Here is a 25,669-nt window from a genome sequence, read left to right on the forward strand (position 1 = left end):
CTGGCCACGCCTCAACGGGAGGAGTGCGCGGCAGCGCTGGCCACTCTTCACGAGCTCCCGGCGAGACGAGTGGGGGCTCGAACCCCGCTCCCACTTCCCGGCCCGCGTGGCTCTGGGATGAGGGCGACCGTCCGGCGACACCTTGCCAGATCTTGACCTTGTTGATCGTGTCGGGTGAACGCGTGAATGCGGAATGTTACTTTCATTGGACGCCTGATATCCTGCGTCCAATGAAAATATCGCCGAGTCTGCTCCCCATCCTCCGGTCTCGCATGCAAGGGGAGCTCCTCGCGCTGGTGCTCCTGCACCCGGACCGCGAGTACGGCATCACCGAGCTCGCGGCCGAGGTTGGTGTGACCCCCACCGCTGTCCTGCGGGAGGTTGACCGGTTGGCTGGTGGTGGCATCCTGACTGATCGGCGAGTGGGGCGCAGTCGCCTCGTCAAGGCCCGCACGGACACTCCGCTGTACCGTCCGCTGAGCGAGCTCATGTCCGTCTCCTTCGGCCCCGTGCCCGTGCTCACTGATGCGCTCGCTGGACTCGAAGGCGTGGAGCGGGCCTACATCTACGGCTCGTGGGCCGCTCGGTACAACGGTGAGCCGGGGCTGCCGCCTGCTGATGTGGATGTCCTCGTTGTGGGTGCCCCCGATGCCGACGCGCTCTTCGACCTTGCCGAGGAGGCGTCACGGCGCTTGCGTCGTGAGGTCAACGTGCATCGGGTCGCCGCCGCGGCGTGGGAGGCCCGGACGGGCGATCCGTTCCTCACCAGCGTTCGCGAACGTCCGCTGGTACAGCTGAACCTTGACTTGGAGTCGCAATGACGCGCTGGGATCAAGGGCGGTCGACGGTTGACGCGCTCATCGCCAGCGGCGGACTTGAACGAGTCCCCGCTTCTCAGGAGGCCGCCGAAGCGGAACTGGTCCGGGCGCGGGTGCATGTCGGCTCCGCGCGGCAGTTGGCTGCCACGGACCCGGAAGGTGCGTACACGCTGGCCTATGATGCCGCGCGCAGGGCGCTGGCCGCGGTATTGCAGAACCAGGGACTGCGCGCGACCAGTCGCGGTGGTCATACCGTCATCTATGAGGCTGTGCGGGCGCAGCTCGACCCGCCGCTCGGGACCATGCTGCGTCCCTTCAACCGCATGCGGGCCCGACGCAACGAGGTCGAGTACCGGTCTTCGGAGGCCCCCGCGGTGACATCGGAGGAGGTCGCGGCCGACTTGGCGAAGGTGGAAGCGCTCATCGAGCTCGCGGAGAAGGCGATTCCGAACATGCCGCGTTACTGAAGCTCTGATCCGACGGATCGACCGCAGGGCTTGAGCGGCGGCCTTGTCTTCCCGTGCTGATTCTGTGCTGACTTGAGCCTCACAGAACCGCTTTTCCGCAGGTGGGAAAGCTGCCGCGTGCGTTCCGCTTCAATGTGTGAGGGGTGACCGTGCCGTGCCGGACGTAGTTGGTTGCTGAATCAGTCAGTGCGGCGGTCAATGAATTCCTTGATGGTCGCGGCGATCAGCGTAGGGTCCTCCAATGGCAGGGCATGGCTGAGTCCCGGCAGTACGCGGGTCTCGCTGTGCCGGAGCCAGGAGGCAAGTTGAGCGCTGCGTGCCGCGTGGGGTGTGTTGAGGCGTGCTCCCTCCCCGCCCACGACCAGCAGGACGGGCATGGTGACGTCGGCCGCCTCCGCCGGGCCGAAGTGCCATGCGCCGAAGGCAGGCCCTTCCTGCGTGAAGAAGTACTGGCTGCTTGCCACGGCTTCGCGCAGTCCCTTCTCACCGAGTTCGCGTACGAGGACCTTGCGGAAGTCCGGTCCGCTGACTCCGCCGAGGAACAGGTCGAAGCCGCGTTCGTAGTCCCCCTCACGCGCCGCTTCGATGGCGCGGGGCATCGCGGGGTTCTTGGGCTCGTCAGGTGCGTAGGGGAAGGCGGCTTCCAGGAGGACCAGTGAGCGCACCAGGTCGGGGCGGGCGTGGCCGAGTTGCAGGGCGACCGAGGCGCCGGTGGAGTGGCCTACCACGTGGGCGCGCTGGACACCGGCGTCCTCCAAGACCTTGACGGCATGCTCGGCGTGGGCGGACACGCCGACACCACCGGCCAGATCCTTGCTCTGTCCGTAACCGGCACGGTGTACACGCAGTACGCGATACCCGTCGTCCGTCAGGCGGCGGCCCGCCGGGGCGAACCAGTCCGCGCAGAACGACCCGTGCAGCAACAGCACAACGTTGTCGCCGTGGCCCCCTTCCGTGTACGCGATCCGTGCATCATCGGTGTCCAGGATTTTCATCGCTTTTTGGTCCTCTCTTGCTGTGGATCTCGCTGTGGAACTTCCCCTGTCTGCGTCTGCTGGGCCGCATGACCCGATGTGCCGGTCAAGGCTGCGGCAACGGAGATTTCTGCACAGGCAGGAGCGGCTGGCCCGTTCGGTGTGGAGGGCGGGGCCAGTGTGTCGCTGCGATTCCTCGGCTCTGCGACAAGGCTCTGCGACAAGGCTCTGGGACAAGTCTCTGCGACGGGGAGACAACCACGGTCCGGGGCGGATTGTGTGAGGTGGGCGTTACTACCCGTAGCCGGCGCCGGTCAAAGGCCCCCGTGACCAGGACCAGGACCAGGGCGGCCGGACGGCAGTGGCGCTTACAGACTTCTCCCTTCGGCGGGGGCATCGCCGGTGTCCGGGGCGGCTTCAGGGGCGCTCCAGTCGGCCAGCAGACGCCAAGCCTCCAGCGAACTGCGGTCGTCGGCCGGCATGGAGACGAAGAGCGTCTGGTCCTCGTCGCCCGGCGGGGCGAGGGCCTGGAAGTTGATGGTCAGCCTGCCGACCAGGGGGTGGTTGAAGTGTTTCTCGCCGTGGGTGCGGGCGAGCACGCGGTGGTCGTCCCACCAGCGGCGAAAGTGCTCACTCTTCATGGTCAGCTCCCCCACCAGCTCAGCGGTGCGGGCGTCGTCCGGGTGCCTGCCCGCGTCCAGGCGCAGAATCGCGGTCGCCTCCGCCGCGATCTGCTCCCAGTCCACATACAGCTCTCGCGCCTCGGGGGACAGGAGGACCCAGCGGGTGAGGTTGCGCTCCCGGTAGGGCATGGCGTCAAAGTCGGCCATCAGCGCTCTGCACAGGTGGTTGGTCGCCAGGATGTCTCCGCGGCGGCCCACGATGAAAGCGGCATGGTCGGAAAAAGAGTCCAGGAACTGCAGAAGCCCTGGTCGGGCCCGCTGCACCGTTGGCGGCGTACCCCGAGTGAGGCGGGGATGATTCTTCACCAGATCAAACAAATATTCCTTTTCGGCGTCGTCCAGGCGCAGCGCCTCGGCGACCGCCTCCAGGATGTTGTCGGAGGGGGTGATGTTCCTGCCCTGTTCAAGACGGGTGTAGTAGTCGCTGCTCACGCCGGCGAGCCGGGCGACCTCCTCGCGGCGGAGTCCGGGAACGCGACGGTAGGCGCCGCGCTCGGGCAGGTCCACCGATTCAGGGTCGATGCGGTCTCGGCAACGGCGCAGGAACTGGGAAAGGTCCACGTTGCTGGCCATGCGTCCATTCTCCTGCCACCCGCAGGCCAACGGCGTAGCGATGGCTGGGTCGCGGCGTCCTACCCTCCGCACCTTCGTGGTCGATGCGCACGAGGATCATCGTGCGCGCTCCGGGCATGAAGTGCGCCAGGCGGCGCTGACCCGGGACGGGGCGGGGGGCCGCGGCGACGGCGTTGGTGTGGACGTCGCCGGTGAACCAGTCGGCCGGGCCCTTGGCGGTGTCGATCGGGCTTCGGGTGATCTGCACGAGCGATCGTCCGATCCGAAACCGAAGGAACCGGCCGCCACGAAACGCGGAGCCGCGTGCTCCAGTCCCCGTCGTCAGAGGTAGTCGGTGTGGACGCCGGGGGCGAACTGCCGGACCGCGGCGACGATCCGGCTGCGCTGAAGCTCCTCCGTCATCTTCAGCGGGACGGGAATCGTGAGCAGTATGCGGTCGGGCTCCTTGGGCACCAGGCCCGACTGAGGGATCGGGAGGGGCATGCCCTGCTTCACCTGGACGTGGATGGCGAAGTTGAACCCGGCTTCCCCCTGGGTCTTGCTGAGGGCGGAGACATCGCGCCACGGGATCACCTGCGTCCTGGAGCCCGTGCCGACCTTGTCCGCGCTGCGGACGCTGATGCCTTCGGCGTCGAAAGTAACGGTGTATCCGTGGGCGGTGGGGCCGTTCACGATCCTGGCCACACAGAAGAACGGAGCGACGGACGCCGCGACGGCGATCACGAACATCGCGGGGTCCTCCGGGCCGTTGCCGCTCCAGATGAGGTACGCAATCCAACCGCAGAACCCCGCCGGCAGCAGCCATCCCACGGCGGCCGCCAAGCGACGGCCGACGGGCAGGATGATCTCCAGGGAGGCGGGTGCCCGCCCGGTGCCGTCCGAGTGCGGTGCGGTGCCGGCCCCGGTGGTCGCCTCGTCCAGGAGGGTCTCGGGTGCGAAGTGCCGTACGGCGTCCAGGACCACACGTGCCACCGCGCGGGGGTCGGAGGACGCCGGCCGGGACAGCGCTCCGGCCGGTTCGACGCCGACGACGCGATTCGGCAGGCCCTGGTACAGGGTCGGTCCCAGTACGGGGTCATGTACCGCGCCGGCCGGCAAGGGCGCGTTGTCGAACAGCGCGAGACGCAGCGTGGCGATGCGCCCGTCGCCCACGGTTGCTTCGAGAGCGGCGATGTCCTCCCACGGGATGCGGTCCTTCTTCGTGCCGCGCAGCGAGACTCTGGTGATCGTCACGTCCGTGGTGTCCAGCCGGACGGTGCTCCGGGTGTGCGTCAGCAGGGCCGCGACGAGCGGCAGAAGACAAAGCGGTGGCACCAGCAGGAACCAGGCGAATCCCGTCAGCTCGTCGTTGCTGTCGAGGAGGAACAGAGGCAGGCTCAACACGCAACAAACAGCGAGCGTGAAGAGCAGCATGGGCAGTCGGACTGTCCAGGGCACGCCGAAGGTCACCGCCCGCAGTGCGGTGGTGCGTGCGGGCGGCTGGGTGGGCGGTTCCACCGGGGCCCGGCGAGCCTGGACCGTGGCGGGCGCGGTCGGGGCGACCCCCGGCGACGGCGCGGTAACGGCCTCAGACGAGGTGTGCGGTGGCACCTGCGAGTCCGGGTCGCCGGCCGCCGATGCCAGTGCCCTCAGCAACTGTGCCGCCGTCGGTCTGCCCTCCGGATCCTTCGCGAGGCACTCGGCGACCAGGGGGCGCAAGGAGCCCGGCACAGCGGCCAGGTCGGGCTCGTCGTGAACCGCTCGATACATCAGCCCCAGGTGGCTGCCCTCGCCGAAAGCCCGGCCGCCGGCGGCGTGGACCAGCACCGCGCCGAGCGCGAAGATGTCGCACGCGGGTCCGATTGTGCCGCCCTCGATCTGTTCGGGCGCGAGGAACCCCGGCGTGCCGATGACCAGGTTCGTGCTGGTCAGCCGGGTCTCATTGAGTGCCCGCGCGATACCGAAGTCGAGGACGCGCGGACCGTCGTCGGACATGATGATGTTGGACGGTTTCAGGTCGCGGTGCACCAGGTCGCACCGGTGGATGGTGAGCAGCGCCTCCGCCAGAGCGGCTCCCAGTGCCCGTAATTCCGCGCCGTCCATCGGCCCGTCCTCGACGATCACTCCGTCCAGGGTTCGCCCCGGCACATACGCGGTGACCATCCACGGCGGATCGGCGTCCGGGTCGGCATCGACGACCTGTGCGGTGTGGAAGCCGCCGACACGCCGTGCCGCCACCACCTCGCTGCGGAACCGCGAGCGGAATCCGGGATCGGCCGCGAGCTCCGGCCGTGCGATTTTGACGGCGACCAGGCGTCCGCCCGGGGACCGGCCCTGGTAGACCCGCCCCATGCCTCCCTCTCCGAGCCTGGCCGTCAGCTCATAGTCGCCGACGGCCTTTGGATCGTCAGGACCGAGCGCCTGCATGGTCAATCCCCCACCCGCCCATGTTCTTCGCTCGATGCCCCGCCTGGCAGGCCCGGTCGGGCGCGCAGCAGGGCTGTAGGCGTGAGCGTTGAAAACGCCTCTGCCCCCGGGGGCCATGGTGCCCCATCGCTCACCCGTTCGGGGAGTATGGCGGCGATCTGATCGGCGCGATGACCAGAGTGGTGGTGGACCACTTCCGGGTACGGGCGCCCGCCGGGGTGAGGTAGCCGTGTCTGCCGGACGTTGTGCCGGCGGCGGGCGGGGTGTGCCGGCGCGGGCGGGGGCGAGCGGTCAGCCGGCGGTCCGCTGGGTGACCGCGATGCAGACGAGGACCGCCACGGCCGCGATCGGAGCGGCGGCCGTGAGGTGCTCGCCGAGCAGGAGCACCGACCAGACCAGGGTGAGCACCGGCTGGGCCAGTTGGAGCTGACTCGCCTTCGCGATACCGATCGAGGCCATGCCCCGGTACCAGACGTAGAGGCCGAAGAAGGTCGAGCCCGCGGCCACCCACACCAGCCCGATCACCCCGTGGGCCGTGAGCCGGACCGGCTCGAAGGAGAGGGCCACCGCGGCGCCCGCCACCGAGAGCGGCAGACAGCCGATCAGGGCCCAGCCGATCACCTGCCAGCCGGGCATCGTCCGGGCCAGCCTGCCGCCTTCCGTATAGCCCGCCGCGCACACCAGCAGCGCCCCGAAGAGATACAGATCGCCGGCGGAGAGGGCGCCGCCGCTCTGCTGGACGGCGAAGGCGATCACGACGGCCGCGCCGGCGAGGGCCGCCAGCCAGAAGGTACGGGAGGGGCGGCGGCCGGTACGGACGGCGGCGAAGGCGGCCGTGGTCAGCGGCAGCAGCCCGACCACCACCGCCGCGTGCGAGGTGGTGGAGGTCTCCAGCGCCAGTGTCGTCAGCAGCGGAAAGCCCACCACGACCCCGCCGCCGACCACCGCCAGCCCGCCCCAGTGGCGGCGCTCCGGCACCGGGACGCGCAGGGCCAGCAGAAAGCCGCTTGCGATCAGCGCGGCCAGCGCGCCCCGGACGGCGACCAGGGACCAGGGGCCGAAGCTCTCCAGACCCCAGACGGTGGACGGGAAGGTGAGCGAGAAGGCGACGACGCCGAGCGCGGCGAGCAGGGTGCCGCCGCTGACCGCTATCGCAGGGGATGGAGTAGCGCTATCCTGTGCTGTCATGCATGAGCGTAGCAGCGTGGGAGAGCTGGCGGATTCCCTGCGGCATGAGCTGAACCGCTACCCACCTGGTGGAAAGCTGCCGTCGAGCCGTGCGCTGGTCGAGCGTTATCGGGTCTCTCCGGTGACCGTTGCGCGGGCCCTCGCCCGGCTCACCGCGGAGGGGCTTGTCGTCACGCGCCCCGGCGCCGGAGCCTTCCGCGCGCGGGCCAGGCCGGAGCCCGCGCCGGCCGGCGACACCTCCTGGCAGGAGGTCAGCCTCAGCGCGGACGCGGCCACCGAACTCGTACCGCGCGCCGTCGACGCCTCCGGCGTCCTGGTCACGCTCGCGGCGCCGCCCCCCGGCGTCATCGAATTCAACGGCGGCTATCTCCATCCCTCGCTCCAGCCGGAACAGGCGATGGCAGCGGCCCTGGCGCGGGCGGGCCGACGGCCGGGCGCCTGGGGCAGGCCGCCCACCGACGGCCTGCCCGAGCTGCGCGAGTGGTTCGCCCGGGGGATCGGCGACGGCTGCACCGCCGCCGAGGTGCTCGTCACCGCCGGCGGTCAGAACGCGCTGGCCACCGCGCTCCGGGCGCTCGCTCCGCCCGGCGCGCCCGTACTGGTCGAATCGCCCACCTATCCGGGGATGCTGGCCATCGCCCGCGCCGCTGGGATACGGCCGGTCCCCGTGCCGGCGGACTCCGACGGCGTACGCCCCGACCTGCTGGAGGCGGCCTTTCGGGCGACCGGGGCGCGGGTCTTCGTCTGCCAGCCGCTCTTCCAGAACCCGACCGGCGCCGTGCTCTCCGCGGCCCGCCGGCCGGAGGTCCTGCGCATCGCCCGCGCGGCCGGGGCCTTTGTCGTCGAGGACGACTTCGCGCGGCGGATGGTGCACGAGGACGCGGGGCCGTTGCCTCCGCCGCTCGCCGCCGACAACCCGGACGGTGTCGTCGTCCATGTCTGCTCGCTCACCAAACCGACCTCCCCGAGCCTGCGCGTCGGCGGGCTGGTGGCACGCGGTCCGGTGCTTGAGCGGCTCCGCGCCATCCAGGTCGTCGACACCTTCTTCGTGCCGCGTCCGCTGCAGGAGGCGGCCCTGGAACTGGTGGGCTCCACCGCCTGGAACCGCCATCTGCGCTCCGTCTCCGCCGCGCTGAAGTCCCGCAGGGACCTCCTGGTCACGGCGGTGCGCACCGAACTGCCCGCGCTGTCCGTCCCGCACGTCCCGGCCGGCGGCTACCACCTCTGGGCCCGTCTCCCGCACGGCACCGACGAGGCGGCCGTCGTCTCCGCCGCGCTGCGCGCGGGTGTCGCGGTCGCACCCGGCCGCCCGTACTTCAGCGCGGAGCCGCCCGCCGCCCAGCTACGGCTGAGTTTCGCGGCCGTGGCGGGTCCCGCGGAGATCACCGAGGGCGTGCGGCGGCTCCGTACGGCCTGCGACGAGGTGCTCGGCCGGGCCGACGGCTGAAACGCGCCACGGCGACCGGCGGCCCCGCGCCCGGTGACTCCGGGCCCGCCCGGGGGAACGCGCGCCGGACCGCTTCGCCGGCCGTTCCACCAACGGCCGCCGGGCACCCCTTGACCCGCCGGGCTTTCGGATCCACGATCTCGGCCATGAGTGTTCGGGTCACGTTGGTCGCCGCCGCGCGCAGCTCGGACCTGTTCGACGTGCGTTTCGACGACGACCGTCCCCTCGACCGGACCGGCTGGCACGAGGTGCAGCTTGTCGCCCACGCCCTGATCCCCCTGGCCGCCGCCGACCTCCGCTACTGTTCGCCGACTCTGCGCAGCCGCACCACCGGCGACGCCCTGGGCTTCGCCCCGCTCGTCCAGCCGGCTCTGCGCGACTGCGACATGGGCCGCTGGCGCGGTTTCACCCTCGCCGAGGTCGCGGCCCGCGAACCGGCCGCCGTCGACTCCTGGCTGGCCGATCCGCGCTCCGCTCCGCACGGCGGCGAGCCCCTGCTGGCCTTCATCTCCCGCATAGGAGGCTGGCTGGACACCCGCCCCGCCCAGGACATCAACGCCATCGTCGCGGTCGCCGAACCGGCCGTCGTACGAGCCGCCCTGGTGTACGCGCTGAAGGCGCCGCCCCGGACGTACTGGTACGTGGATGTCCGCCCGCTGTCGACCCTCACCCTGACCGGCGGCCCCGGCCACTGGACCCTGCTCCTCGGCGCGGGCGCCTGAACCGCGCCCGGACATTCGCCGGGATCGCCGCACGCTACCCGTTCCGGCCGGTCAGGCGCAGCGATGTCTCCCAGAGCCGTTCCGCGTTCGCGGGATCCAGCGCGTAGGGGGCCACTCCCTGGTAGTCCCCGGTGCGACGGCTGACCGCCGGCGCCTCCTGGCAGTCGTTGAAGTAACGGCCGCCGATGCCCTCCAGCGCCGGGGCCGTGGCCAGCAGCACGGAGGTCGCGGCGCCCTGCCGGGTGGTCTTCTGGAGCTCGGGCGGGGTGGACAGACGGTTGCCGACATGGCGCTGGAGACGGGTGGCGATGGCGCCGGGGTTGAGGGCGTTGGCGGTGATGCCGTCCGCCGCCCAGCGGCGCGTCGCCTCCACGGCGAAGAGGATGTTGGCCGTCTTGGACTGGCCGTACGCCGCCCAGGGTTCGTACGGACGGAAGGCGAAGTGCGGATCGTCGAAGATCACCGGCGACAGCAGATGCGCCGACGAACTCACCGCCACGACGCGGGCGCCGCGCGCCGCTGCCAGCGCCCGGTGCAGACCGGTGGCCAGCGCGAAGTGGCCGAGGTGGTTGGTGGCGAACTGGAGCTCCCACCCCTCCGGGGTGTGCTCTTCCGGAGAGGCCATGATCCCGGCGTTGTTGACCAGGATGTGCAGCGGCCCGCTCCAGGCGGCGGCGAACGCCCCGACCGACGCGAGGTCGGACAGGTCCAGCTCGGCGACCCGTACCGCTTTTCCGGTGGTCGCGGTGATGTCGGCGGCGGTCTTCTCCCCGGCCTCTGTGTTCCGGACCGCGAGGGTGACCTCGGCGCCCGCGGCCGCCAGGGACCTGGCCGTCTCGACGCCGATCCCCGAGGCCCCGCCCGTGACGACGGCACGCCGGCCGGACAGATCGATACCGGCGGCCACCTCGTCCGCGGTGGACGTGAAGCCGAACTGGGTGGTGACACGTGACATGGACGGACTTCCTTACTCACTGACTTCTTTACTCAGTGCGGGTCTTTTCGTACTCGTGAGCGCTTGTCGCTTCTGTCCTCACTGTGCGGGCGGCGCCGGGCGGCAGCCAGCGCCCCCGCGTTCCTGGTACTGCCAGGACCAGGAACGCCGTGGCGGAGGTGGCGTGGCCCTCGTCGCACGCCGGCCGGGGACAACGGGACACCCCTTAGCGTGGAGCCATGGCTACCAGCACCCACCTCGGTGAATACCTGCGGGCCCGGCGCGAACTCGTGCGTCCCGAGGACGTGGGTCTGCCGGGCGGCGGCCGCCGGCGCGTACCGGGCCTGCGGCGCGAGGAACTGGCCCTGCTCGCCGGGATCAGCGCCGACTACTACCTCCGCCTCGAACAGGGCCGGGACCAGCATCCCTCCGCGCAGGTCGTCGACGCGCTGGCCGGCGCCCTCATGCTGGACGACGACGCCACCGCGCATCTGCACCGGCTCGCGCGGCCCGCGCCCCGTCGCGGTGCCGGCAGCCCGGGCGCGGAACGGCCGCTGCCCGGCATCCGGCAGCTCATGATGAGCTGGACTGACACTCCCGCCTTTGTCCAGGGCCGCTATACGGATGTCCTCGCCGCCAACCCCATGGCCACCGCGCTGGGGCCGTACACGGAGGGCGTGAACCTGCTGCGCGCCACCTTCCTCGATCCGCGCGTGCGTGAGCTGCACCAGGACTGGGAGTACGCGGCGCCGGCGGTCGTCGCGTCGCTGCGTGCCGTGGCCTCGTCCGGCTCCGACGACCCGCGGCTGACGGAACTCGTCGGGGAAATCTCTTCGCGCAGCGAGGAGTTCCGTCGCCTCTGGGCCCGGCACGATGTCAAGCCGCGCACCAGCGGCATCAGCAGGATGAACCATCCGCGGGTGGGGCCGCTGGAGCTGAACTTCGAGAAACTGAGCATCAACGGGACGGACGGCCAGCTCCTGGTCGTCTACCACGCGGAACCGGGCAGCCCGGCCGCCCGCCGCCTGGCCCTGCTCGCCACGATCGCCGCCGAGCGGCCGGATGGGGTGCAGGGCCGGGCGCGGACATGACCCCGGTCAGGCCGTACCGAGCGTCTCCAGGATCTGCTCACCGTATTTCGCCAGCTTGTTCTCACCGACACCGGTCACCGTGCCCAGCTCCGCCAGCGTCGACGGCGCCAGGACCGCGATCTGGCGCAGTGTCGCGTCATGGAAGATGACATACGCGGGCACGCCCTGCTCCTTCGCCGTGGCGGCCCGCCAGGCGCGCAGCGTCTCGAAGACCGGCACGGCCTCCGCCGGCAGATCGACCGGCGCGGAACGCTGTTTGGCCGCCTTCTCCGCCCGGGCCGGCGCGGCTGTCCTCTCCGGCTCGCGCCGCAGCACCACCGGGCGCCGTCCGCCCAGCACCTCACCGCTGTCCTCGGTGAGGACCAGCGTCCCGTAATCGCCCTCGACGGCGATCAGACCCTGCGCCAGCAGTTGCCGTGCCACGCTCCGCCACTCCGCCTCGCGCAGCTCCGTACCGATACCGAAGACGCTGAGGGCGTCATGGTCGAACTGGATCACCTTGGCCGTCTTCTTGCCCAGCAGGATGTCGGTGATCTGGCCCGCGCCGAACTTCTGATTCCGTTCGCGCTTCAGCCTGACCACGGTCGACAGCAGCTTCTGCGCGGGCACCGTGGCGTCCCAGGACTCCGCGGGTGTCAGACAGGTGTCGCAGTTGCCGCACGGGCTGCTCTTCTGTCCGAAGTACGCCAGCAGCTCGACACGGCGGCATTCGACGGTCTCGCACAGCGCGAGCATCGCGTCGACATGCGCGCTCAGCCGCCGCCGGTGCGCGTCGTCGCCCTCCGAGGTGTCGATCATCTTCCGCTGCTGGACCACATCCTGGAGCCCGTATGCCAGCCAGGCCGTGGACGGCAGCCCGTCCCGCCCGGCGCGCCCCGTCTCCTGGTAGTACCCCTCGACGGACTTCGGCAGGTCGAGATGGGCGACGAAGCGTACGTCCGGCTTGTCGATGCCCATGCCGAAGGCGATGGTCGCGACCATCACCATCCCGTCCTCCCGCAGGAAGCGCGACTGGTTGGCGGCGCGCGTACGGGCGTCGAGCCCCGCGTGGTAGGGCAGCGCGTCGACTCCGTTCTTGACCAGGAATTCGGCGGTCTTCTCCACGGACGCGCGGGAGAGGCAGTAGACGATGCCCGCGTCGCCGGGGTGTTCGGCGCGCAGCAGGTGCAGCAACTGCCGCTTGGGGTCGTTCTTCGGCGCGATGCGGTACTGGATGTTGGGGCGGTCGAAGCTCGCCACGAAATGCCGGGCGTCCTGGAGCTTGAGCCGGGACGCGATCTCCGCGTGTGTGGCCTCGGTGGCGGTCGCGGTCAGCGCGATCCGCGGTACATCGGGCCAGCGTTCGTGCAGCGCGGAGAGCGCGAGGTAGTCGGGGCGGAAGTCGTGGCCCCACTGGGCCACGCAGTGCGCCTCGTCGATGGCGAACAGCGAGATGGTGCCGCGCTCCAGCAGCCGTACGGTCGCCTCGACCCGCAGCCGCTCCGGCGCCAGATACAGCAGGTCCAGCTCACCGGCGAGGAACTCGGCCTCCACCAGGCGGCGTTCGTCGAGATCCTGCGAGGAGTTGAGGAAGCCCGCGCGCACGCCGAGCGCCCGCAGCGCGTCGACCTGGTCCTGCATGAGCGCGATGAGCGGTGACACGACAACGCCGACGCCCTTCCGCACCAGCGCGGGGATCTGGTAGCAGAGCGACTTGCCCCCGCCCGTCGGCATGAGCACCAGCGCGTCACCGCCGGCCACCACATGCTCGATGATCTCCTGTTGGCTGCCGCGGAAGGAGTCGTAGCCGAAGACGCGGTGCAGCACCCGCAGCGCGTCGCTGGTCTCGGGTCCGGGGTCGGGATCGGGAGCGCTCATCCGCCGATTCTACGAGTCTTCCGGAGCGCCGTTCGGGACTGTCCGGAGTCCGGCACCGGGCGGCGCCGCTCATCCTCCGGCGCCCGGAGACGGCCGGTCATGGCCCCGGCGGGATGGTGTGGCTGAGGCGGAACATGTTCCGCGGGTCGAATCCGGCCTTGAGGGAGCGCAGACGCGCGTGCGCCGGGCCGTCGAAAGCCTCCCGGGTCCGCTCCGGAGTGGCGTCCGACGGGGCCAGGAAGTCGCGGTGCCGCCGGCCGCTCAGCCGGGGCCCCAGGTGGTCGACTGAGAGGGCGGCGGTCTCAGGGCGCGGGGGTGAACACGAGTGAGGCGTTGTGGCCGCCGAAGCCGAAGGAATTGACCAGTGCCGCCTTCAGCACGCCCGTCCGGGGCCGGTCCCGGACGATGTCGAGCGTGACGGCCGGATCCAGGTGTTCGAGATTCTGGGTCGCCGGGATGACCCGGTCGCGGAGCGCGAGAATCGCGGCCAGCGCCCCGATCGCTCCCGCCGCGCCGAAGAGATGGCCGGTCATCGACTTGGTCGCGGTGACGGCCGGATGGGTTCCGATGGCTTCGCCGATCGACCGCGCTTCCACGAGGTCACCCTTGGGCGTGGAGGTCGCGTGGGCGTGGACATGATCGATGTCGCGAGGCGACAGTCCGGAGTCGGCCAGGGCCCTGCGCATGGCGCGGATCTGGCCGTCGGGATGCGCGGCGGTGATGTGGTGTGCGTCCGAGGTGATCCCGGCGCCGGCGAGTGTCGCGTGGACCCGGGCCGCGCGGGCGGCGGCGGACTCGGCGCGCTCCAGGACGACCAGGACGGATCCCTCGCCGATGACAAAGCCGTCGCGATCGGTGTCAAAGGGCCGGGAGGCCCGCCGGGGCTCGTCATTGCGCGTCGAGTGGGCCTTCGCCTGGGCGAACCCCGCGAGCGGCAGCGGATGGACGCACGCTTCGGTGCCACCCGCCACCACGACGTCGGCCCGGCCGAGACGGATCAGGTCACGACCCATGGCGATGGCCTCGGCGCCGGACGCGCAGGCGCTGACCGGCGTGTGAGCCCCGCCCCGCGCGCCGAGTTCGATGCTCACCCAGGCCGCGGGGCCGTTCGCCATCAGCATGGGGACGGTGTACGGGGAGACACGCCGTACACCGGAGGATTCGAGGATGTCGTCCTGGCCGAGCATGGTCAGCGCGCCGCCGGTGCCGGTGCCGATCACCACGGCCAGCCGCTCGGGATCCACATCGGGCCTGCCCGCGTCGGCCCAAGCCTCGCGGGCGGCGATCAGGGCGATCTGCTCGCAGCGGTCCATACGGCGGGCCGACACCCGGTCCAGGACCCCGGCCGGATCCACCGCGAGCCTGCCCGCGATCCGCACCGGCAGGGCGGCCGCCCACTCCTCCTCGATCGCGCTGATCCCGGACCGCCCGGCCAGCATCCCGGACCACGTCGAGGCGACGTCTCCGCCGAGCGGTGTGGTGGCCCCGAGACCGGTGATCACCACATCGTTGATGGCAGTACTCACTGGGTGAACCCCTCTGTCGTATGTACTCGTCGATTTGTAGTGGATTGACAACTCCCTGCCCGGACACGCACGGGAAGGGATCGGCTCGGTGTCCACTCTGCCAAGGGAGTCACGAGAAAACGGGTGTCATACCCCACGGAGTCGGGCCACCGGGCTTTGTAGGGTTCGGGTATGCGCCGGACGGGCCCACCGGTAGTGACCCGGGCCCCGCGCCCTACTCGTAGTACTTCGGAGCTACGCGGCAGGTGCGCTCCCCGGCGGGACGCCGACCACCCGGTGTGATCCCTAACTTCGGTGCCGGAAGACAGAAGACATCCGGTACGGAAGGACCGATCCCCATGGCGTCCCGCCCGCACGGCAGCCGTCCGCGCCGCACTCGGCCGCGGCGTGCCGCGAAACTCCCGCCCGGCTCGCGCCACGCCCTGGCCGTGCTGGTCATGGCGTCGGTGGTGGTGCCGCTCCTGGGCGCGGCCCGCCCCGCGGCTGTCCCGGCCGCCGCCCCCGCCGTCCTCTCCCCGCTGAGGGCCGCGACCCCGGCCGTCCTCGACGAGCGCTACGCCGCCAGCCGCGCCGGCATCCGGGCGGCCGGGAGCGCGGCCGCGGGCCACGGCGACCGGAGCCGGGCCGCCGTACTGCGCGCCATGGCGGACCCGGCCCGCCACTTCCTCTCCTTCGACGGCCGCGACGGCGGCCGTACCGTCGAGGTCTTCGGCGACCTGTCGGGGGCCGGACGGATCGCCGTGCTGGTGCCCGGCTCGGACACCAGCCTCGACAGATACGGGCGCCTCCGGGCCGGTGCCTCGGCGCTCCGGCGGGAACTGGGCGGCGGAGCCGCCGTCATCGCCTGGCTCGGCTACCGGACCCCGGCCACGGTCAGCCCGCAGGCACTGACTCCGGGCCTGGCCGACGAAGCGGCTCCGCGACTGCGTGCTTTTGTGGCCGAGTTGACGGATGCCAGACCTGGCGCCCGGGTCTCGCTGCTCTGCCACTCCTACGGCTCGGTGGTCTGCGCCGGGGCCGCCCACGGCCTGCGGGTCGCCGACATCGTGCTGTACGGCAGCCCCGGCACCGGCGTCGACCATGCCGGCCGACTGCGTACCGGGGCCACCGTGTGGGCGGGCCGGGGCGACGGCGACTGGATGGCCGAGGTGCCGCACGCCCGGCTCCGACTTCCCTGTCTGACCGTCGGATTCGGTGCCGACCCGGTCTCCAAGGGCTTCGGGGCCCGCGTCTTCGACGCGGGCCCCGGCGGCCACAGCGACTATCTGAGGCCCGGTTCCGTGTCCCTGCGGAATCTCGCCAGGATCGTCTCCGGCCGGACACCTTCGGGCCGGACACCTTCGGGCCAGACGTCTTCGGGGGAGCGCCGCGATGCGTGAACTCGTCGGGCGGATCGAATCCGCCACCCCGCCGGGCCGTGACCGCGCCGTCGACGCCCTGCGTGCCTGCGCCATCCTCGGTGTGGTGCTCGGCCACTGGCTGGTGACCGCGCTGGTGGCCGACAGCGGTGTGCTGCGCGTCGCCAGTCCGCTGCGGTTCATGCCCGGACTGGCCTTCATATCCTGGGTGTTCCAGACGCTCGCGGTCTTCTTCATGGTGGGCGGGATGATGGCGGCGCGGAGCCGCGCCGCCGCGTCCGCGCGGGGCATCACGTACCGGCAGTGGCTCGGCGCCCGGATGGCGCGGCTGTTCCGGCCGGTGGCCGCGGTACTGGTGGTCTGGTCGCTGACGGCCGGCGCGCTGCTGGCGGCGGGCGCCGGCCTCGGGACCGTGCACACCCTGGTGAAACTGGTCCTGTCGCCGCTCTGGTTCCTGCTGGTCTTCGCGGCGCTGACGGCGGCGACCCCGCTGGTGGCCAGGGTGTCCCCGCTGTGGCCGCTCGCGGTGGTCCTGCACGTGGACCTGATCCGGTACGGCCTCGGCGGTCCCGCGTGGCTCGGCTGGATCAATCTGGCGGCCGGCTGGCTGGTGCCGTACTGCCTGGGGGCTCTCGCCGGGCTCGGGCTGGACCGGGGCGCGGAGCCGGGGCGCACGGGCCCGGCATCATCCGGACGGAAGACCCCCTGGCCCGGGCGGGCCACGGGATGGGCGCTGCTGCTGGGAGGCGCGACCGCCACGGCGGGCCTGGTCCTGTTCGGCGGCTACCCCGCAGCCATGGTCGGGGTGCCGGGCGCGGGGATCTCCAACCTCGATCCGCCCACCCTCGCGGCCGTCACCTTCGGCCTCGCCCAGTGCGGGGCGGCCCTGCTGCTGCTCGGCCCGCTGCGCCGGGCACTGAGGCGGCCGGCGGCATGGGCGGCGGTGGCGCTGGTCAACCTGTCCGCGATGACGGTCTTCCTCTGGCACCAGACGGCGATGATCGCGGTCGTCGCCGTCGGCCTGTTCGCGGGCGGCGCGCTGCCCGGCCTGCACACCCTGCCCGACGGCCCCGGCTGGGTGCTCGCCCGGCTCGCCTGGCTCCCGGTGTTCGCGGTGGCGCTGCTGGTGTGCCGGGCGGCGTTCCGTACGTACGAGGAGGGACGGCCGCGAAAGGGCGGCCGACTGGTGCCCGAGGGGCGCCCCGCCCGGTCCGGGCCAGTGCCGGGGCAAGCGAGCCCAGCCCGATCCAAACGAGAGGCCCTAGGGTGAAGCGCGTGATGGAGCGGATCGGCGCCCAGCGGCTGTCGGAGTGCGCGCGGGCGGCGCCGCGCGCACTCCGTGAGGACCTGTGGACGGTGGCCGCCGATCCGCTGCCGACCGCGGGACGGCCACGCTGGCTGGACTGGCTGCCGGCCTTCATGGTGCCGCTGGTGCTGTTGGCGGCGTTCATCACCGTGAACAATGTTGACGAACTCGCCTGGACCTACGACCTCGGCATCTCGTACGCCCTGCTGCTCGGCGGCCTCCAGTCGGCGGCGCTCGTCGTCGCCGTGTTCCGGCCGGTGCCCGCCTGGTGGGCGGCGACGATCCTGATGGTCGTCGTGGCGCGGGTCTCGGAGCCCCGTATCTCCGGAAGCGAGTGGTATCCCTGGACCGGCCCCGGGATCGCCCTGCAGGCCGGAGTGCTGTTCCTGCTGGCGCTGCGGGCCCGGCCCCGGACCGCGGCGGAGGCGCTGGTGATCAGCGTCCTCGCGGGCCTCGCCTGTGAGGCGTTCACCTCCCAGGCCCACAACTCCGTCGTCGGCAGTGCCGTCGCCGTGTTCAGCACCGCCGTCGTGCTCGGCGCCGCGCTGCGCGCCGGCGGTGTGGCCCGTTCACGGCTGGCCGCGCAGCAGGAGATCACCGCCGAGGAGCGCGCCCGGCGCACCCTCCTGGAGGAGCGCAACCGGATCGCCCGCGAACTCCACGACGTGGTCGCCCACCACATGTCGGTGATCTCCATCCAGGCCCAGGCCGCGCCCCACCTGGTGGAGAACCCGTCCGACGAGCTGAGGGAGAACCTCGCGGGCATCCGTCAGAACGCCGTGGAGGCGCTCACCGAACTGCGCACGGTGCTCGGTGTGCTGCGATCCGAGGACGCCCGGTCCGCGGACGCGCGGCACGATCCCCAGCCCACTCTCGGCCGGCTGGACGAACTGGTCGGCAATGTGCGCGGCGCCGGGCTCGCGGTCACCACCCGGACGACCGGCCGGCCGCGTCCGCTGCCGCCGGGCGTCGAGCTGTCGGCGTTCCGCATCGTCCAGGAGGCGCTCAGCAACGCGCTGCGGCACGCGCCGGGAGCGGAGGTGCGGGTGGAGATCGGGTACCGCCCGGCCGGGGTCACGGTCCGGGTCACCAACACCGCGCCGGACCGGGCCGCGCCGCCCTCGCCGGGCATCGGCCACGGCCTGCTCGGGATGCGCGAGCGCACTGCGATGCTGGGAGGCGAACTGGCCACCGGAGCCACGCCGGACGGCGGCTACGAAGTGACCGCGATGCTTCCCGCGAAGGCCCACGCCGAGCGCGCCGACCCCGCCGAGGACACCTCATGACGACCATCCGCGTACTGATCGCCGACGACCAGATGATGGTCCGCCAGGGCCTCACGGTGCTTCTCGACGCCGAACCGGACATCGAGGTCGTCGGCCAGGCCGTGGACGGCGCCGACGCCGTCGCCAAGGTCACCGAACTCGCCCCGGACGTGGCCCTGATGGACATACGGATGCCGGGAGTCGGCGGTATCGAGGCGACACGGCGTATCACCGGACCGGCCGGCGCCACCGTCAAGGTACTGGTCCTGACCACCTTCGATCTGGACGAGTATGTGTACGAGGCGCTGCGCGCGGGCGCCTCCGGGTTTCTGCTGAAGGACGCGTCCGCCGCCGAACTCGCCCACGCGGTACGGGTGGTGGCGGCCGGCGACGCCCTGCTCGCGCCGAACATCACCAAGCGCCTCATCGCCGAGTTCTCCCGGATGACCGGCGCTCCCCGCGCCCCGCTCAAGGACCGTGTCGGTGATCTGACGGAGCGTGAGACCGAGGTCCTGTCGCTGATCGCGCAGGGCCTGTCGAACGCGGAGATCGCGCGGCGGCTGGTGGTGGCGGAACAGACCGTGAAGACCCATGTGAGCCGGATCCTGGTCAAGCTGGGCCTGCGCGACCGGACCCAGGCCGCCGTGTTCGCGTACGAGACGGGACTGGTGCGCCCGGCCGGACACTGAGCCGTCCGCCGCCGGGTCCGGCCGGGCGCGCCACCCCCTCGCGTGGAGAAACGCCGACGCCGTGGTTCAGCGGCTGCGCAGGGCGAGAAACTCGTCCCAGGTCATCCGTCCGTCGCCGTCGGAGTCGGCGACGGCGAGCAGCGCCCGGGCCTGGGACTCCGACATGGTGCTGTCGCCCAGTCCGGCCATCACGCTCCGGAACTCCGCCGCGGTGATCGCGCCGTCCTTGTCCAGATCGAACTGGTCGAACGCCGCCCTGAGCGATTCGGTGTCCGTCATCTCTTTCCCTTCGCGATGCGGTCGGTGACGCGGTCACCGTACCGGCAGCCCTTCGGACCCCGTGGGGCCCGGCCCGGGCGGACCGCGGGCGCGCTCCCGGGCCCCGCGTCCGGTGCGGGGTCCTGTGCGGCACTCGTCAGTCTTGTGCGGGACTCGTCGCCGAGGGGTGTCCGCGAGGTAGCGTTCAGCGCAGATAAGGGAGTAAATGGACTGATAAAGGAGTAAACGGAACGGATGGTCTACTGGCGTTTGTTCTCGGATCGCCTCCTGGAGCACCCATTGGGTCGCGGGCTGGTGGCGATTCCGTTTGTGCTGATAGCGGTGATCACCGTCGTCGACATCCATTCGCCGGAAAACGTCCACCTCGGTCCGCTGCTGGTGGTCGCGCCCGCGCTGGCCGCCTCCTTCGGCGGGCCCCGGCTGACCGGTCTGACCGGCGTGCTGGCGGTGGCGGCCCAGGTCGTGATCGGGGTGTTCCACGGCGGGCTGACCACGACCAATCACATCGCGCAGATCGTCGCGCTGGCCATACTCTCCACCCTGGTGGTCGTGGTCTGTCTGGTGCGCGAGCGGCGTGGCCGGGAGCTGAACCGGGTGCGGTCGGTGGCCGAGACGGCGCAGCAGGTCCTGCTGCGTCCGCCGCCCCAGCGGGTCGGGCCGCTGCGGGTGGCCTGGCTGTATCTGACGGCCGAGGACGAGACCCAGATCGGCGGGGACCTGTTCGCGGTCACCCGCGCGGCTCCTGGCGGCAGCCGGGTGATCATCGGTGATGTGCGGGGCAAGGGGCTGCACGCCATCGGAGAGGCGTCCGTGGTCCTGGGCGCCTTCCGGGAGGGCGCTCACCGGTGCCGCGGCCTGCCCGAACTGGTGGCGGCCCTGGAGGACAGCGTCAACCGCAGCGTCGACGAGGTGGCCGACACCGAGCACGATCCGGGCGAGCACTTCGTCACCGCGCTCGTGCTGGACATCCCGGACCATGGCTCCCGGGCCGAGATGATCAGCTGTGGCCATCCGCCGCCGCTGCTGGTGCACGGCAGCGAGGTCCGGATGCTGCACTCCCACAGCATCGCGCCACCGCTGGGTGTGTGCGTACCGCCCGCGTCGAGCTTCCGCACCGATCCGTTCACCTTCGAAGCAGGCGACGCGCTCCTGCTCTACACCGACGGGGTCATCGAGGCGCGCTCGCCGACCGGGGCGTTCTATCCGCTCGCCGAACGGGTCGCGTCCTTCGCCGCGTCCAGCCCCGCCGCCCTGGTGCGCCACATCCACCGCGATCTGCTCAGCCACACCGGCAGGCACCTCGCCGACGACGCCGTCCTCCTGGCCATCGAGCGCACCCCCGCGCAGCAGCATTTCCCCGAGGCCCGGCGCATGGCCGATTCCCTCAGGGGCCATCGCCCGCTCGCGGGCCTGCCCGTGCCGCCCCCGGCGCGCCGACAGTAGGCGCCGGCAGTCGGCGTGGTCGGGCAGTAGGTGTGGTCGGGCCGGAACCCCACCGTGCCGTTACGCGCCTCCGGCTCCGGGGGCCGGGGGCGCGGGCGGTCGCTCGATGGTGAACGCGCGGGTGACCGGATTGACCCGGGCCGGCAGCACCGTCCCCTGCGTGGCGCCGCCGAACCGGTACTTCGGGACTTCGTTGCCGCACTCGAAGGGTTCGAAGCCGGGGCCGCTGATCCGCATCAGGAGCCGGACCTGGTGATAGTCGTCGTTGGTCGGCGGGGCGGAGGCGACCGCCAGCACCAGGGCGGTCGCGTCGACGCCGAGGGCGGCGAGCTGGAGCGTGGCACGCCGTTCCGCGCGGGCGGAGAGGGCGGTGGTCAACCCGACGCAGGCGATGAACGCCGCGGTCAGGGCGAGGCCGGCGCCGGCCCACACCCACCCGCCGCTGGTCTCGCCGAAATCGGCGGCGGTGCGGACGGTGGCATAGACGAAGGCCCCTCCCGCACCCAGGAACAGGACCGCGCCCACGGTACACGCGATTGCCGTGATCACCGGGCCCTTGGGGTCCAGCAGGACGGGTTCGTGGGCGCGGGCGGTGGCCATGGTCGCACCCTAACCAAGGAGACATGGCGTGCGCAGGGGCGCGGCCCGGTCGCCGCGCGTTCAGCGCCGGACCGGTCGGGGCCCGGCGTATGGCCGATCCCTCCAGGAGCCGTCGCCCGCTCGGTGGCCTGCCCCGACCCCGGCTGTGACCGAGATCTTTAGTTGGCGAATCATGAACTGAGACGCGCAGGTGGGGAGCGCGTGGAGAACCCTTGTTGGCAAATCATGAGAGGCATAGTTGGCGAATCATGGTCGCCGTCGCTGACTCTCTGTAACTGGAGGTAGCTCTACCTGCGACGACACCAGCGAGAGGTTGAGTGTGCTGCACAAGGCTTGCGAGATGACCGAGTCGACTGGCTAGGCCACCACTCGGCCGCCCTGGGCGTGGACGGGCTGGGGAACTGGCTGCCCCTCGATGTCTGCGGCGTCAACCACTCTCGTTCTCCTGAGGGGTGGCGTTCCATGCCAGGCCGCCGAGGTCGAGTTGGTGGCGGGCACGGGTGACGGCGACGTAGGCGAGACGGGCGTCCGTGCCGCTTACTTCCGGGGCCTGGTCGGCCGCGCTCGTGCTGGAGTTGGGTTCCTTCGGCTGGGGGAAGTCGTTGCCGATCCTGACGGTCGGCCATTCGCGGCCTTTGGCTTTGTGGGCGGTGGAGACAGTGACGTCGGCGTGTGCTTCCTCGGTGAGGTCGGACACGGCAGCGAGGATGGCGTCGGGACCGTGGGTGTCGACGAGGTCGACGAAGGGCTGCAGGTCGCAGCCGCCCGGATCGTGGGCGGCGTAGTCCTGCAAGTCGCCCCAGGACGCGAACAGCACCAGCTCGGGGTGATGAGTTCGGCGCCCTTCCTTCAAGTCGCGTGCGGCAGAGGCGAGTTGGGCCAGTTGCTGGCCTCCCCGGGTGAGGGCTACGCGGTGTCCTTCGCCGAGCAGACGCATGACCTCTGTCATCGCGCCGATGTTGGTGCGGCACAGCACGGCGTCGGGGTGGTCGACGCTGCTGACCTCTGCGGGAACGCTGGTGGTGCCCGTCAGCCGGATAGGGGCGTCGGCGAGTGCGAGCCACCGGTTGGCCTCGTTGGCGATCTGGGGCCCGAAGCGGAACGAGCGGGTGAGGGTCAGCTGTTCGGCGTCGAAGCCGGTCATCACGTCGGTTGCGCCCCGCCAGCCGTAGATGGCTTGGGCGGAGTCGCCGACCATGACGAGCTGGGCGTGGTCGCGCTGTGCGGTGAACACCTGCTCCAGCACCGGGTTGGTGTCCTGGGCCTCGTCGAGGAGGAGGAAGTCGGCCTCGATCTTCGGCCTGGTTAGCGCCCACATCTTGAAGTAGTGGTCGTGTTCGAAGCGGACGATGCCGTGGTCGGGGCGCTGCAGGTCCGCCCATGCCTTGGCGGCGAAGGGGAGCACGAGTTCGGCGAACTGCCGATGGGCGGCGGGGGCGTCAAGGCCGCGTAGGCGCGGCACGTGGTGTTGGGCCAGTGCGCTGTCGGCGGAGTGGCAGAAGCGGGTGACGGTGCGCAGCACGTTGTGGGACAGGGTTCTCTGGCTGATCTCGTGGTCGGCGATCCGTACGGGGCGGAGGATGCCGAGGGACTGTCCGGTCTTCCAGGCCGGCTGGCGGGGGCTGTTGAGTCGGTCGGCATAGCGGTGTCCGAGTGCGGCGAAGGCGGTGGCGTGGGCGGTCCGGCACTGCACCGTGGACGGGAAGCGGGCTGCGGCGTCCTGCGCGATGTCCTTGTTGAAGGCCAGGTAGCGTCCCCGGCGTTTGGTGCCGGCGGCGAGCATGCACAGGGTGCTGGTCTTCCCGGTTCCGGCTCCGGCCTGCAGTGCGAGGTGCCGTCCGGCGCGGAAAGTGTCCGCCGCGTGGACCTGTTCGTGAGTGGGGGTGGGCAAGGTGGGCTCCGTGGGATGGGAACGGCCGGAGCGGGGCGCAGCGGGTGGCTGCGTCCGGCCGGGGAGGCGACGGCGGGCTCAGCGTGGCAGACGTACCTGCAGAAGGCGGCCTGCGGCGCAGGCCACAACTTCTTCCAGGGTGTGGTGGGTGAGCAGGCGCTGTATCTGCGATTCGAGGCGGTGTCGCCGCTGGCCTCGCTCGTGCGTGAGATAGGCCGTGATTCGTTCGGTCAGGACGTCCCTGGCGCGCTGGCCAAGTGAGGCCGCCTCCTCGCGGATCTGCGCGTCGGCGCGGCGGCTGAGGGCGACATTGAGCAGGACATGGCCCTGGCGGTCGGGATCGTGCGTGGTCAGCACGTCGATCGGCAGGACTGTGTTCAGGCGGCGGCGCAGGCAGTGCAGGGCGCGGCCCGGGCTCTTGCCGCGCTGCACCGTCATCAGCCGGGTGCGGTCTGCGTTCGCGGCGAACGTCACCCGGTGGCTGGCCTGGTGAAGTTCCCGAACGGTGGCGGGCCGCGTCAGGACGATCTCGACGGCGTACTGATGCGTCACGACCAGACCCGCCGAGGTGCGTGGCCGCCGGGGCGGCGCCCGTGTGTGGGCAGGCGGGTGTGGATGTGCTCGTGGTGGCGGAGCGGGTCGAAGGGGTCCCAGTCCGCGACGGCGAGGTCGCCGGCGGTCGACGCTGTGGCATGGTCCCGGCACCGTTGGGTGCGCCACCGCAGCTGTTCCTGGTACGGCAAGTGCGGACAGGCTGTAGACGGCCATGACATCCGACGGCAGTGCGAGCTGACCGTGGTGCACGGTCACGGGTACCAGGGTCCACACCCCGTGCAACCCGCCGGGGCCGAGGACCTTGGCCGTACAGCGGGTTCGGCGCCGGGTCTGGGCGACGCACTGGATCTCATCGACAGGGCGGGAGGCCAGGTAGCGGACGAACAGTAGCTGCACGACGGGCCGGGCCGGACGGCAGACGGCCTCGCCCGGTGGCGGGCCGCCTGCCAGTGTGGCAGGTGGAGCGAGGACTCCGGTGTCCAGCAGACGGGAGGTGCGCAGGGCGAGAGTCCGGCGCAGGCCGGACATCTGCGGCGCGGCCGTCGGAGCCGGGCGGGCTGGGCACAGCAGGTCGTGTGTCAGCCGGCACCAGCTGCTCCCCTCGCCCGCGGGATGGGCGATGCCGCGGCTGACATGCCAGCGGCAGGACTCCGGCACCCCGGCCACCGGCAGTTCGTGCGGATGCAGCCGCACCAGCCGGTCGTCGGCCCCCAGGTAGCACTCGACCGGATTGCCGCATTCGCGGCAGGACGTGGTCTGGCCGCATCGCAGCATCCGGCTGGCACTGTCGGGGGCGATACGCAGGGACCGCCGCTGGGGCGCGCTCGCGCGGCTGCCGTCCCAGCGCCGCGCGGAAGGAGAAGGAGAGGAGCACATGCGGGCGAAGCTGCCAGCCGACACGCCCCGCCTGCGGTACGCGTCCCTGATGATCCCCCGGGCAGAGCAGAACGGGGCGACAACAGTGCGAACGCTTGCTCGCGCATTCGATAGGGCGTTGCCGGATCGAGTGAATCGCCGCCGGCGCTGGACGGGCCAGTATCAGCTGTCGGAGCTGCCGTCGGTGCCGGGGAGGCCGTGCTCGTGGCAGAGGGTGGCGAAGAGCTCGTCGAGCGGTGTGTCCAGGGCGTGTGCGAGGGCGTGCCATGTCTTGAGGGTGCCGACGGTGCGGCCCTGCTCGATCTCGATCACAGTGCGCCTGCCCAGACCGCTGCGGGAGGCGAGCTCGTCGTAGCTCCACCCGCGCTCAGCCCGTAGACGCCCGAGCTCCAGTCGGAGGGCGTCGAGGTCCGGATCGGGCGGCAAGATCGTCACCTGACCATCCGACGGTGCAGACCCCTGCCCTGTCAGTGCAGACCTCTGCCCTATTTCTCCCGATGGCTCCACCGGCGGGAGGGCAGGGGTCTGCACTACGGTGTCGGCCGTCCCGCCGTACCGCGCGGTGGGGCTGGCGCCGGACCGGGAAGGGAGGGACACACGCCCATGAGGCTGCGCACCGTGTGTCCTCAGGCGGCTCTACCGTCTTGATCGGGTTGATCGTGCCATTCGTAGGGTTGGGTCGCCCAGGGGTGCTGGGTGTGGCTATCAGGCGGCTGCCGTC

Annotated in this window: 23 protein-coding genes; 10 read left to right on the forward strand and 13 right to left on the reverse strand. The window is 71.4% G+C overall.

Translation table 11 applies throughout. The features are described 5' to 3' along the window. Positions 1-272: 272 nt before the first annotated feature. Positions 273-821, forward strand: coding sequence for an ArsR family transcriptional regulator (locus tag ABZ707_RS27060; protein WP_360179805.1), 549 nt, complete (start codon positions 273-275; stop codon positions 819-821). Next, on the forward strand, positions 818-1,285 hold the full coding sequence (locus ABZ707_RS27065) for a hypothetical protein (protein WP_360179807.1): 468 nt from the start codon (positions 818-820) through the stop codon (positions 1,283-1,285). Before ABZ707_RS27060 ends, ABZ707_RS27065 begins: the two co-directional genes overlap by 4 nt. A 179-nt stretch (positions 1,286-1,464) precedes the next feature. Here ABZ707_RS27065 and ABZ707_RS27070 read toward each other — a convergent pair whose 3' ends face one another. From ABZ707_RS27070 to ABZ707_RS27085, 4 genes are all read right to left on the reverse strand, one after another. After that, positions 1,465-2,280, reverse strand: coding sequence for an alpha/beta hydrolase (locus tag ABZ707_RS27070; protein ID WP_360179809.1), 816 nt, complete (start codon positions 2,278-2,280; stop codon positions 1,465-1,467). A 347-nt stretch (positions 2,281-2,627) separates the two neighbouring features. After that, positions 2,628-3,515: a helix-turn-helix transcriptional regulator gene (locus ABZ707_RS27075; protein WP_360179811.1), complete on the reverse strand. Its 888-nt coding sequence runs from the start codon at positions 3,513-3,515 to the stop codon at positions 2,628-2,630. 321 nt (positions 3,516-3,836) lie between these two features. Continuing rightward, the gene (locus tag ABZ707_RS27080) at positions 3,837-5,921 is read right to left on the reverse strand and encodes a protein kinase (protein WP_360179812.1); all 2,085 of its coding nucleotides are present in this window, start codon (positions 5,919-5,921) and stop codon (positions 3,837-3,839) included. A 291-nt stretch (positions 5,922-6,212) separates the two neighbouring features. Continuing rightward, positions 6,213-7,109, reverse strand: coding sequence for a DMT family transporter (locus ABZ707_RS27085; RefSeq protein WP_360179814.1), 897 nt, complete (start codon positions 7,107-7,109; stop codon positions 6,213-6,215). Here ABZ707_RS27085 and ABZ707_RS27090 point away from each other — a divergent pair. Beyond that, entirely contained in the window at positions 7,108-8,556 is a 1,449-nt protein-coding gene (locus ABZ707_RS27090; RefSeq protein ID WP_360179816.1) for a PLP-dependent aminotransferase family protein, read from the forward strand. The genes ABZ707_RS27085 and ABZ707_RS27090 overlap by 2 nt on opposite strands. A gap of 146 nt (positions 8,557-8,702) precedes the next feature. After that, positions 8,703-9,278: a histidine phosphatase family protein gene (locus ABZ707_RS27095; protein WP_360179818.1), complete on the forward strand. Its 576-nt coding sequence runs from the start codon at positions 8,703-8,705 to the stop codon at positions 9,276-9,278. A 34-nt stretch (positions 9,279-9,312) separates the two neighbouring features. Here ABZ707_RS27095 and ABZ707_RS27100 read toward each other — a convergent pair whose 3' ends face one another. Continuing rightward, positions 9,313-10,233: an SDR family NAD(P)-dependent oxidoreductase gene (locus ABZ707_RS27100; protein WP_360179820.1), complete on the reverse strand. Its 921-nt coding sequence runs from the start codon at positions 10,231-10,233 to the stop codon at positions 9,313-9,315. Positions 10,234-10,451: 218 nt separating this feature from the next. Between ABZ707_RS27100 and ABZ707_RS27105 the strand changes: the two genes are divergently transcribed. Further along, positions 10,452-11,303 (forward strand): helix-turn-helix transcriptional regulator, encoded by an 852-nt coding sequence (locus tag ABZ707_RS27105; protein ID WP_360179822.1) that lies wholly within the window; start codon positions 10,452-10,454, stop codon positions 11,301-11,303. 6 nt (positions 11,304-11,309) lie between these two features. Here the strand turns inward: ABZ707_RS27105 and recQ are convergent, their stop codons facing one another. The 3 genes from recQ to ABZ707_RS27120 form a co-directional block, all read right to left on the reverse strand. Next, positions 11,310-13,160, reverse strand: coding sequence for a DNA helicase RecQ (gene recQ, locus ABZ707_RS27110; RefSeq protein ID WP_360179824.1), 1,851 nt, complete (start codon positions 13,158-13,160; stop codon positions 11,310-11,312). A gap of 97 nt (positions 13,161-13,257) precedes the next feature. Then, the gene (locus ABZ707_RS27115; protein WP_360179858.1) at positions 13,258-13,518 is read right to left on the reverse strand and encodes a BBE domain-containing protein; all 261 of its coding nucleotides are present in this window, start codon (positions 13,516-13,518) and stop codon (positions 13,258-13,260) included. Further along, positions 13,463-14,686: a beta-ketoacyl-[acyl-carrier-protein] synthase family protein gene (locus tag ABZ707_RS27120; RefSeq protein ID WP_360179826.1), complete on the reverse strand. Its 1,224-nt coding sequence runs from the start codon at positions 14,684-14,686 to the stop codon at positions 13,463-13,465. Before ABZ707_RS27120 ends, ABZ707_RS27115 begins: the two co-directional genes overlap by 56 nt. Before the next feature lie 338 nt (positions 14,687-15,024). Here ABZ707_RS27120 and ABZ707_RS27125 point away from each other — a divergent pair, with 338 nt between their 5' ends. From ABZ707_RS27125 to ABZ707_RS27140, 4 genes are read left to right on the forward strand one after another with little or no spacing between them, the layout of a single operon-like run. Beyond that, positions 15,025-16,065 carry an alpha/beta hydrolase gene (locus tag ABZ707_RS27125; RefSeq protein WP_360179828.1) on the forward strand — a complete coding sequence of 347 codons (1,041 nt, stop codon included), beginning with the start codon at positions 15,025-15,027 and terminating at the stop codon, positions 16,063-16,065. Further along, positions 16,058-17,314 carry an acyltransferase gene (locus tag ABZ707_RS27130; RefSeq protein ID WP_360179830.1) on the forward strand — a complete coding sequence of 419 codons (1,257 nt, stop codon included), beginning with the start codon at positions 16,058-16,060 and terminating at the stop codon, positions 17,312-17,314. Before ABZ707_RS27125 ends, ABZ707_RS27130 begins: the two co-directional genes overlap by 8 nt. 8 nt (positions 17,315-17,322) lie before the next feature. Further along, on the forward strand, positions 17,323-18,636 hold the full coding sequence (locus ABZ707_RS27135) for a sensor histidine kinase (protein WP_360179860.1): 1,314 nt from the start codon (positions 17,323-17,325) through the stop codon (positions 18,634-18,636). After that, positions 18,633-19,304: a response regulator transcription factor gene (locus ABZ707_RS27140; protein WP_360179832.1), complete on the forward strand. Its 672-nt coding sequence runs from the start codon at positions 18,633-18,635 to the stop codon at positions 19,302-19,304. Before ABZ707_RS27135 ends, ABZ707_RS27140 begins: the two co-directional genes overlap by 4 nt. A gap of 66 nt (positions 19,305-19,370) precedes the next feature. Here the strand turns inward: ABZ707_RS27140 and ABZ707_RS27145 are convergent, their stop codons facing one another. After that, the gene (locus ABZ707_RS27145) at positions 19,371-19,583 is read right to left on the reverse strand and encodes an EF-hand domain-containing protein (protein WP_360179834.1); all 213 of its coding nucleotides are present in this window, start codon (positions 19,581-19,583) and stop codon (positions 19,371-19,373) included. A 234-nt stretch (positions 19,584-19,817) separates the two neighbouring features. Here ABZ707_RS27145 and ABZ707_RS27150 point away from each other — a divergent pair, with 234 nt between their 5' ends. Then, positions 19,818-21,026: a PP2C family protein-serine/threonine phosphatase gene (locus tag ABZ707_RS27150; protein ID WP_360179836.1), complete on the forward strand. Its 1,209-nt coding sequence runs from the start codon at positions 19,818-19,820 to the stop codon at positions 21,024-21,026. A 60-nt stretch (positions 21,027-21,086) separates the two neighbouring features. Here ABZ707_RS27150 and ABZ707_RS27155 read toward each other — a convergent pair whose 3' ends face one another. From ABZ707_RS27155 to ABZ707_RS27170, 4 genes are all read right to left on the reverse strand, one after another. Continuing rightward, positions 21,087-21,626 carry a hypothetical protein gene (locus ABZ707_RS27155; RefSeq protein WP_360179838.1) on the reverse strand — a complete coding sequence of 180 codons (540 nt, stop codon included), beginning with the start codon at positions 21,624-21,626 and terminating at the stop codon, positions 21,087-21,089. Between the two features lie 427 nt (positions 21,627-22,053). Further along, positions 22,054-23,517: a UvrD-helicase domain-containing protein gene (locus ABZ707_RS27160; RefSeq protein ID WP_360179840.1), complete on the reverse strand. Its 1,464-nt coding sequence runs from the start codon at positions 23,515-23,517 to the stop codon at positions 22,054-22,056. A gap of 78 nt (positions 23,518-23,595) precedes the next feature. Further along, positions 23,596-24,948 (reverse strand): DUF6083 domain-containing protein, encoded by a 1,353-nt coding sequence (locus tag ABZ707_RS27165; RefSeq protein WP_360179842.1) that lies wholly within the window; start codon positions 24,946-24,948, stop codon positions 23,596-23,598. Positions 24,949-25,110: 162 nt separating this feature from the next. After that, positions 25,111-25,383, reverse strand: coding sequence for a helix-turn-helix transcriptional regulator (locus ABZ707_RS27170; RefSeq protein WP_360179844.1), 273 nt, complete (start codon positions 25,381-25,383; stop codon positions 25,111-25,113). Positions 25,384-25,669 lie beyond the last annotated feature (286 nt).

Origin of the sequence: Streptomyces sp. NPDC006923 (genome assembly GCF_040635655.1) — a bacterium.
Classification (GTDB): domain Bacteria; phylum Actinomycetota; class Actinomycetes; order Streptomycetales; family Streptomycetaceae; genus Streptomyces.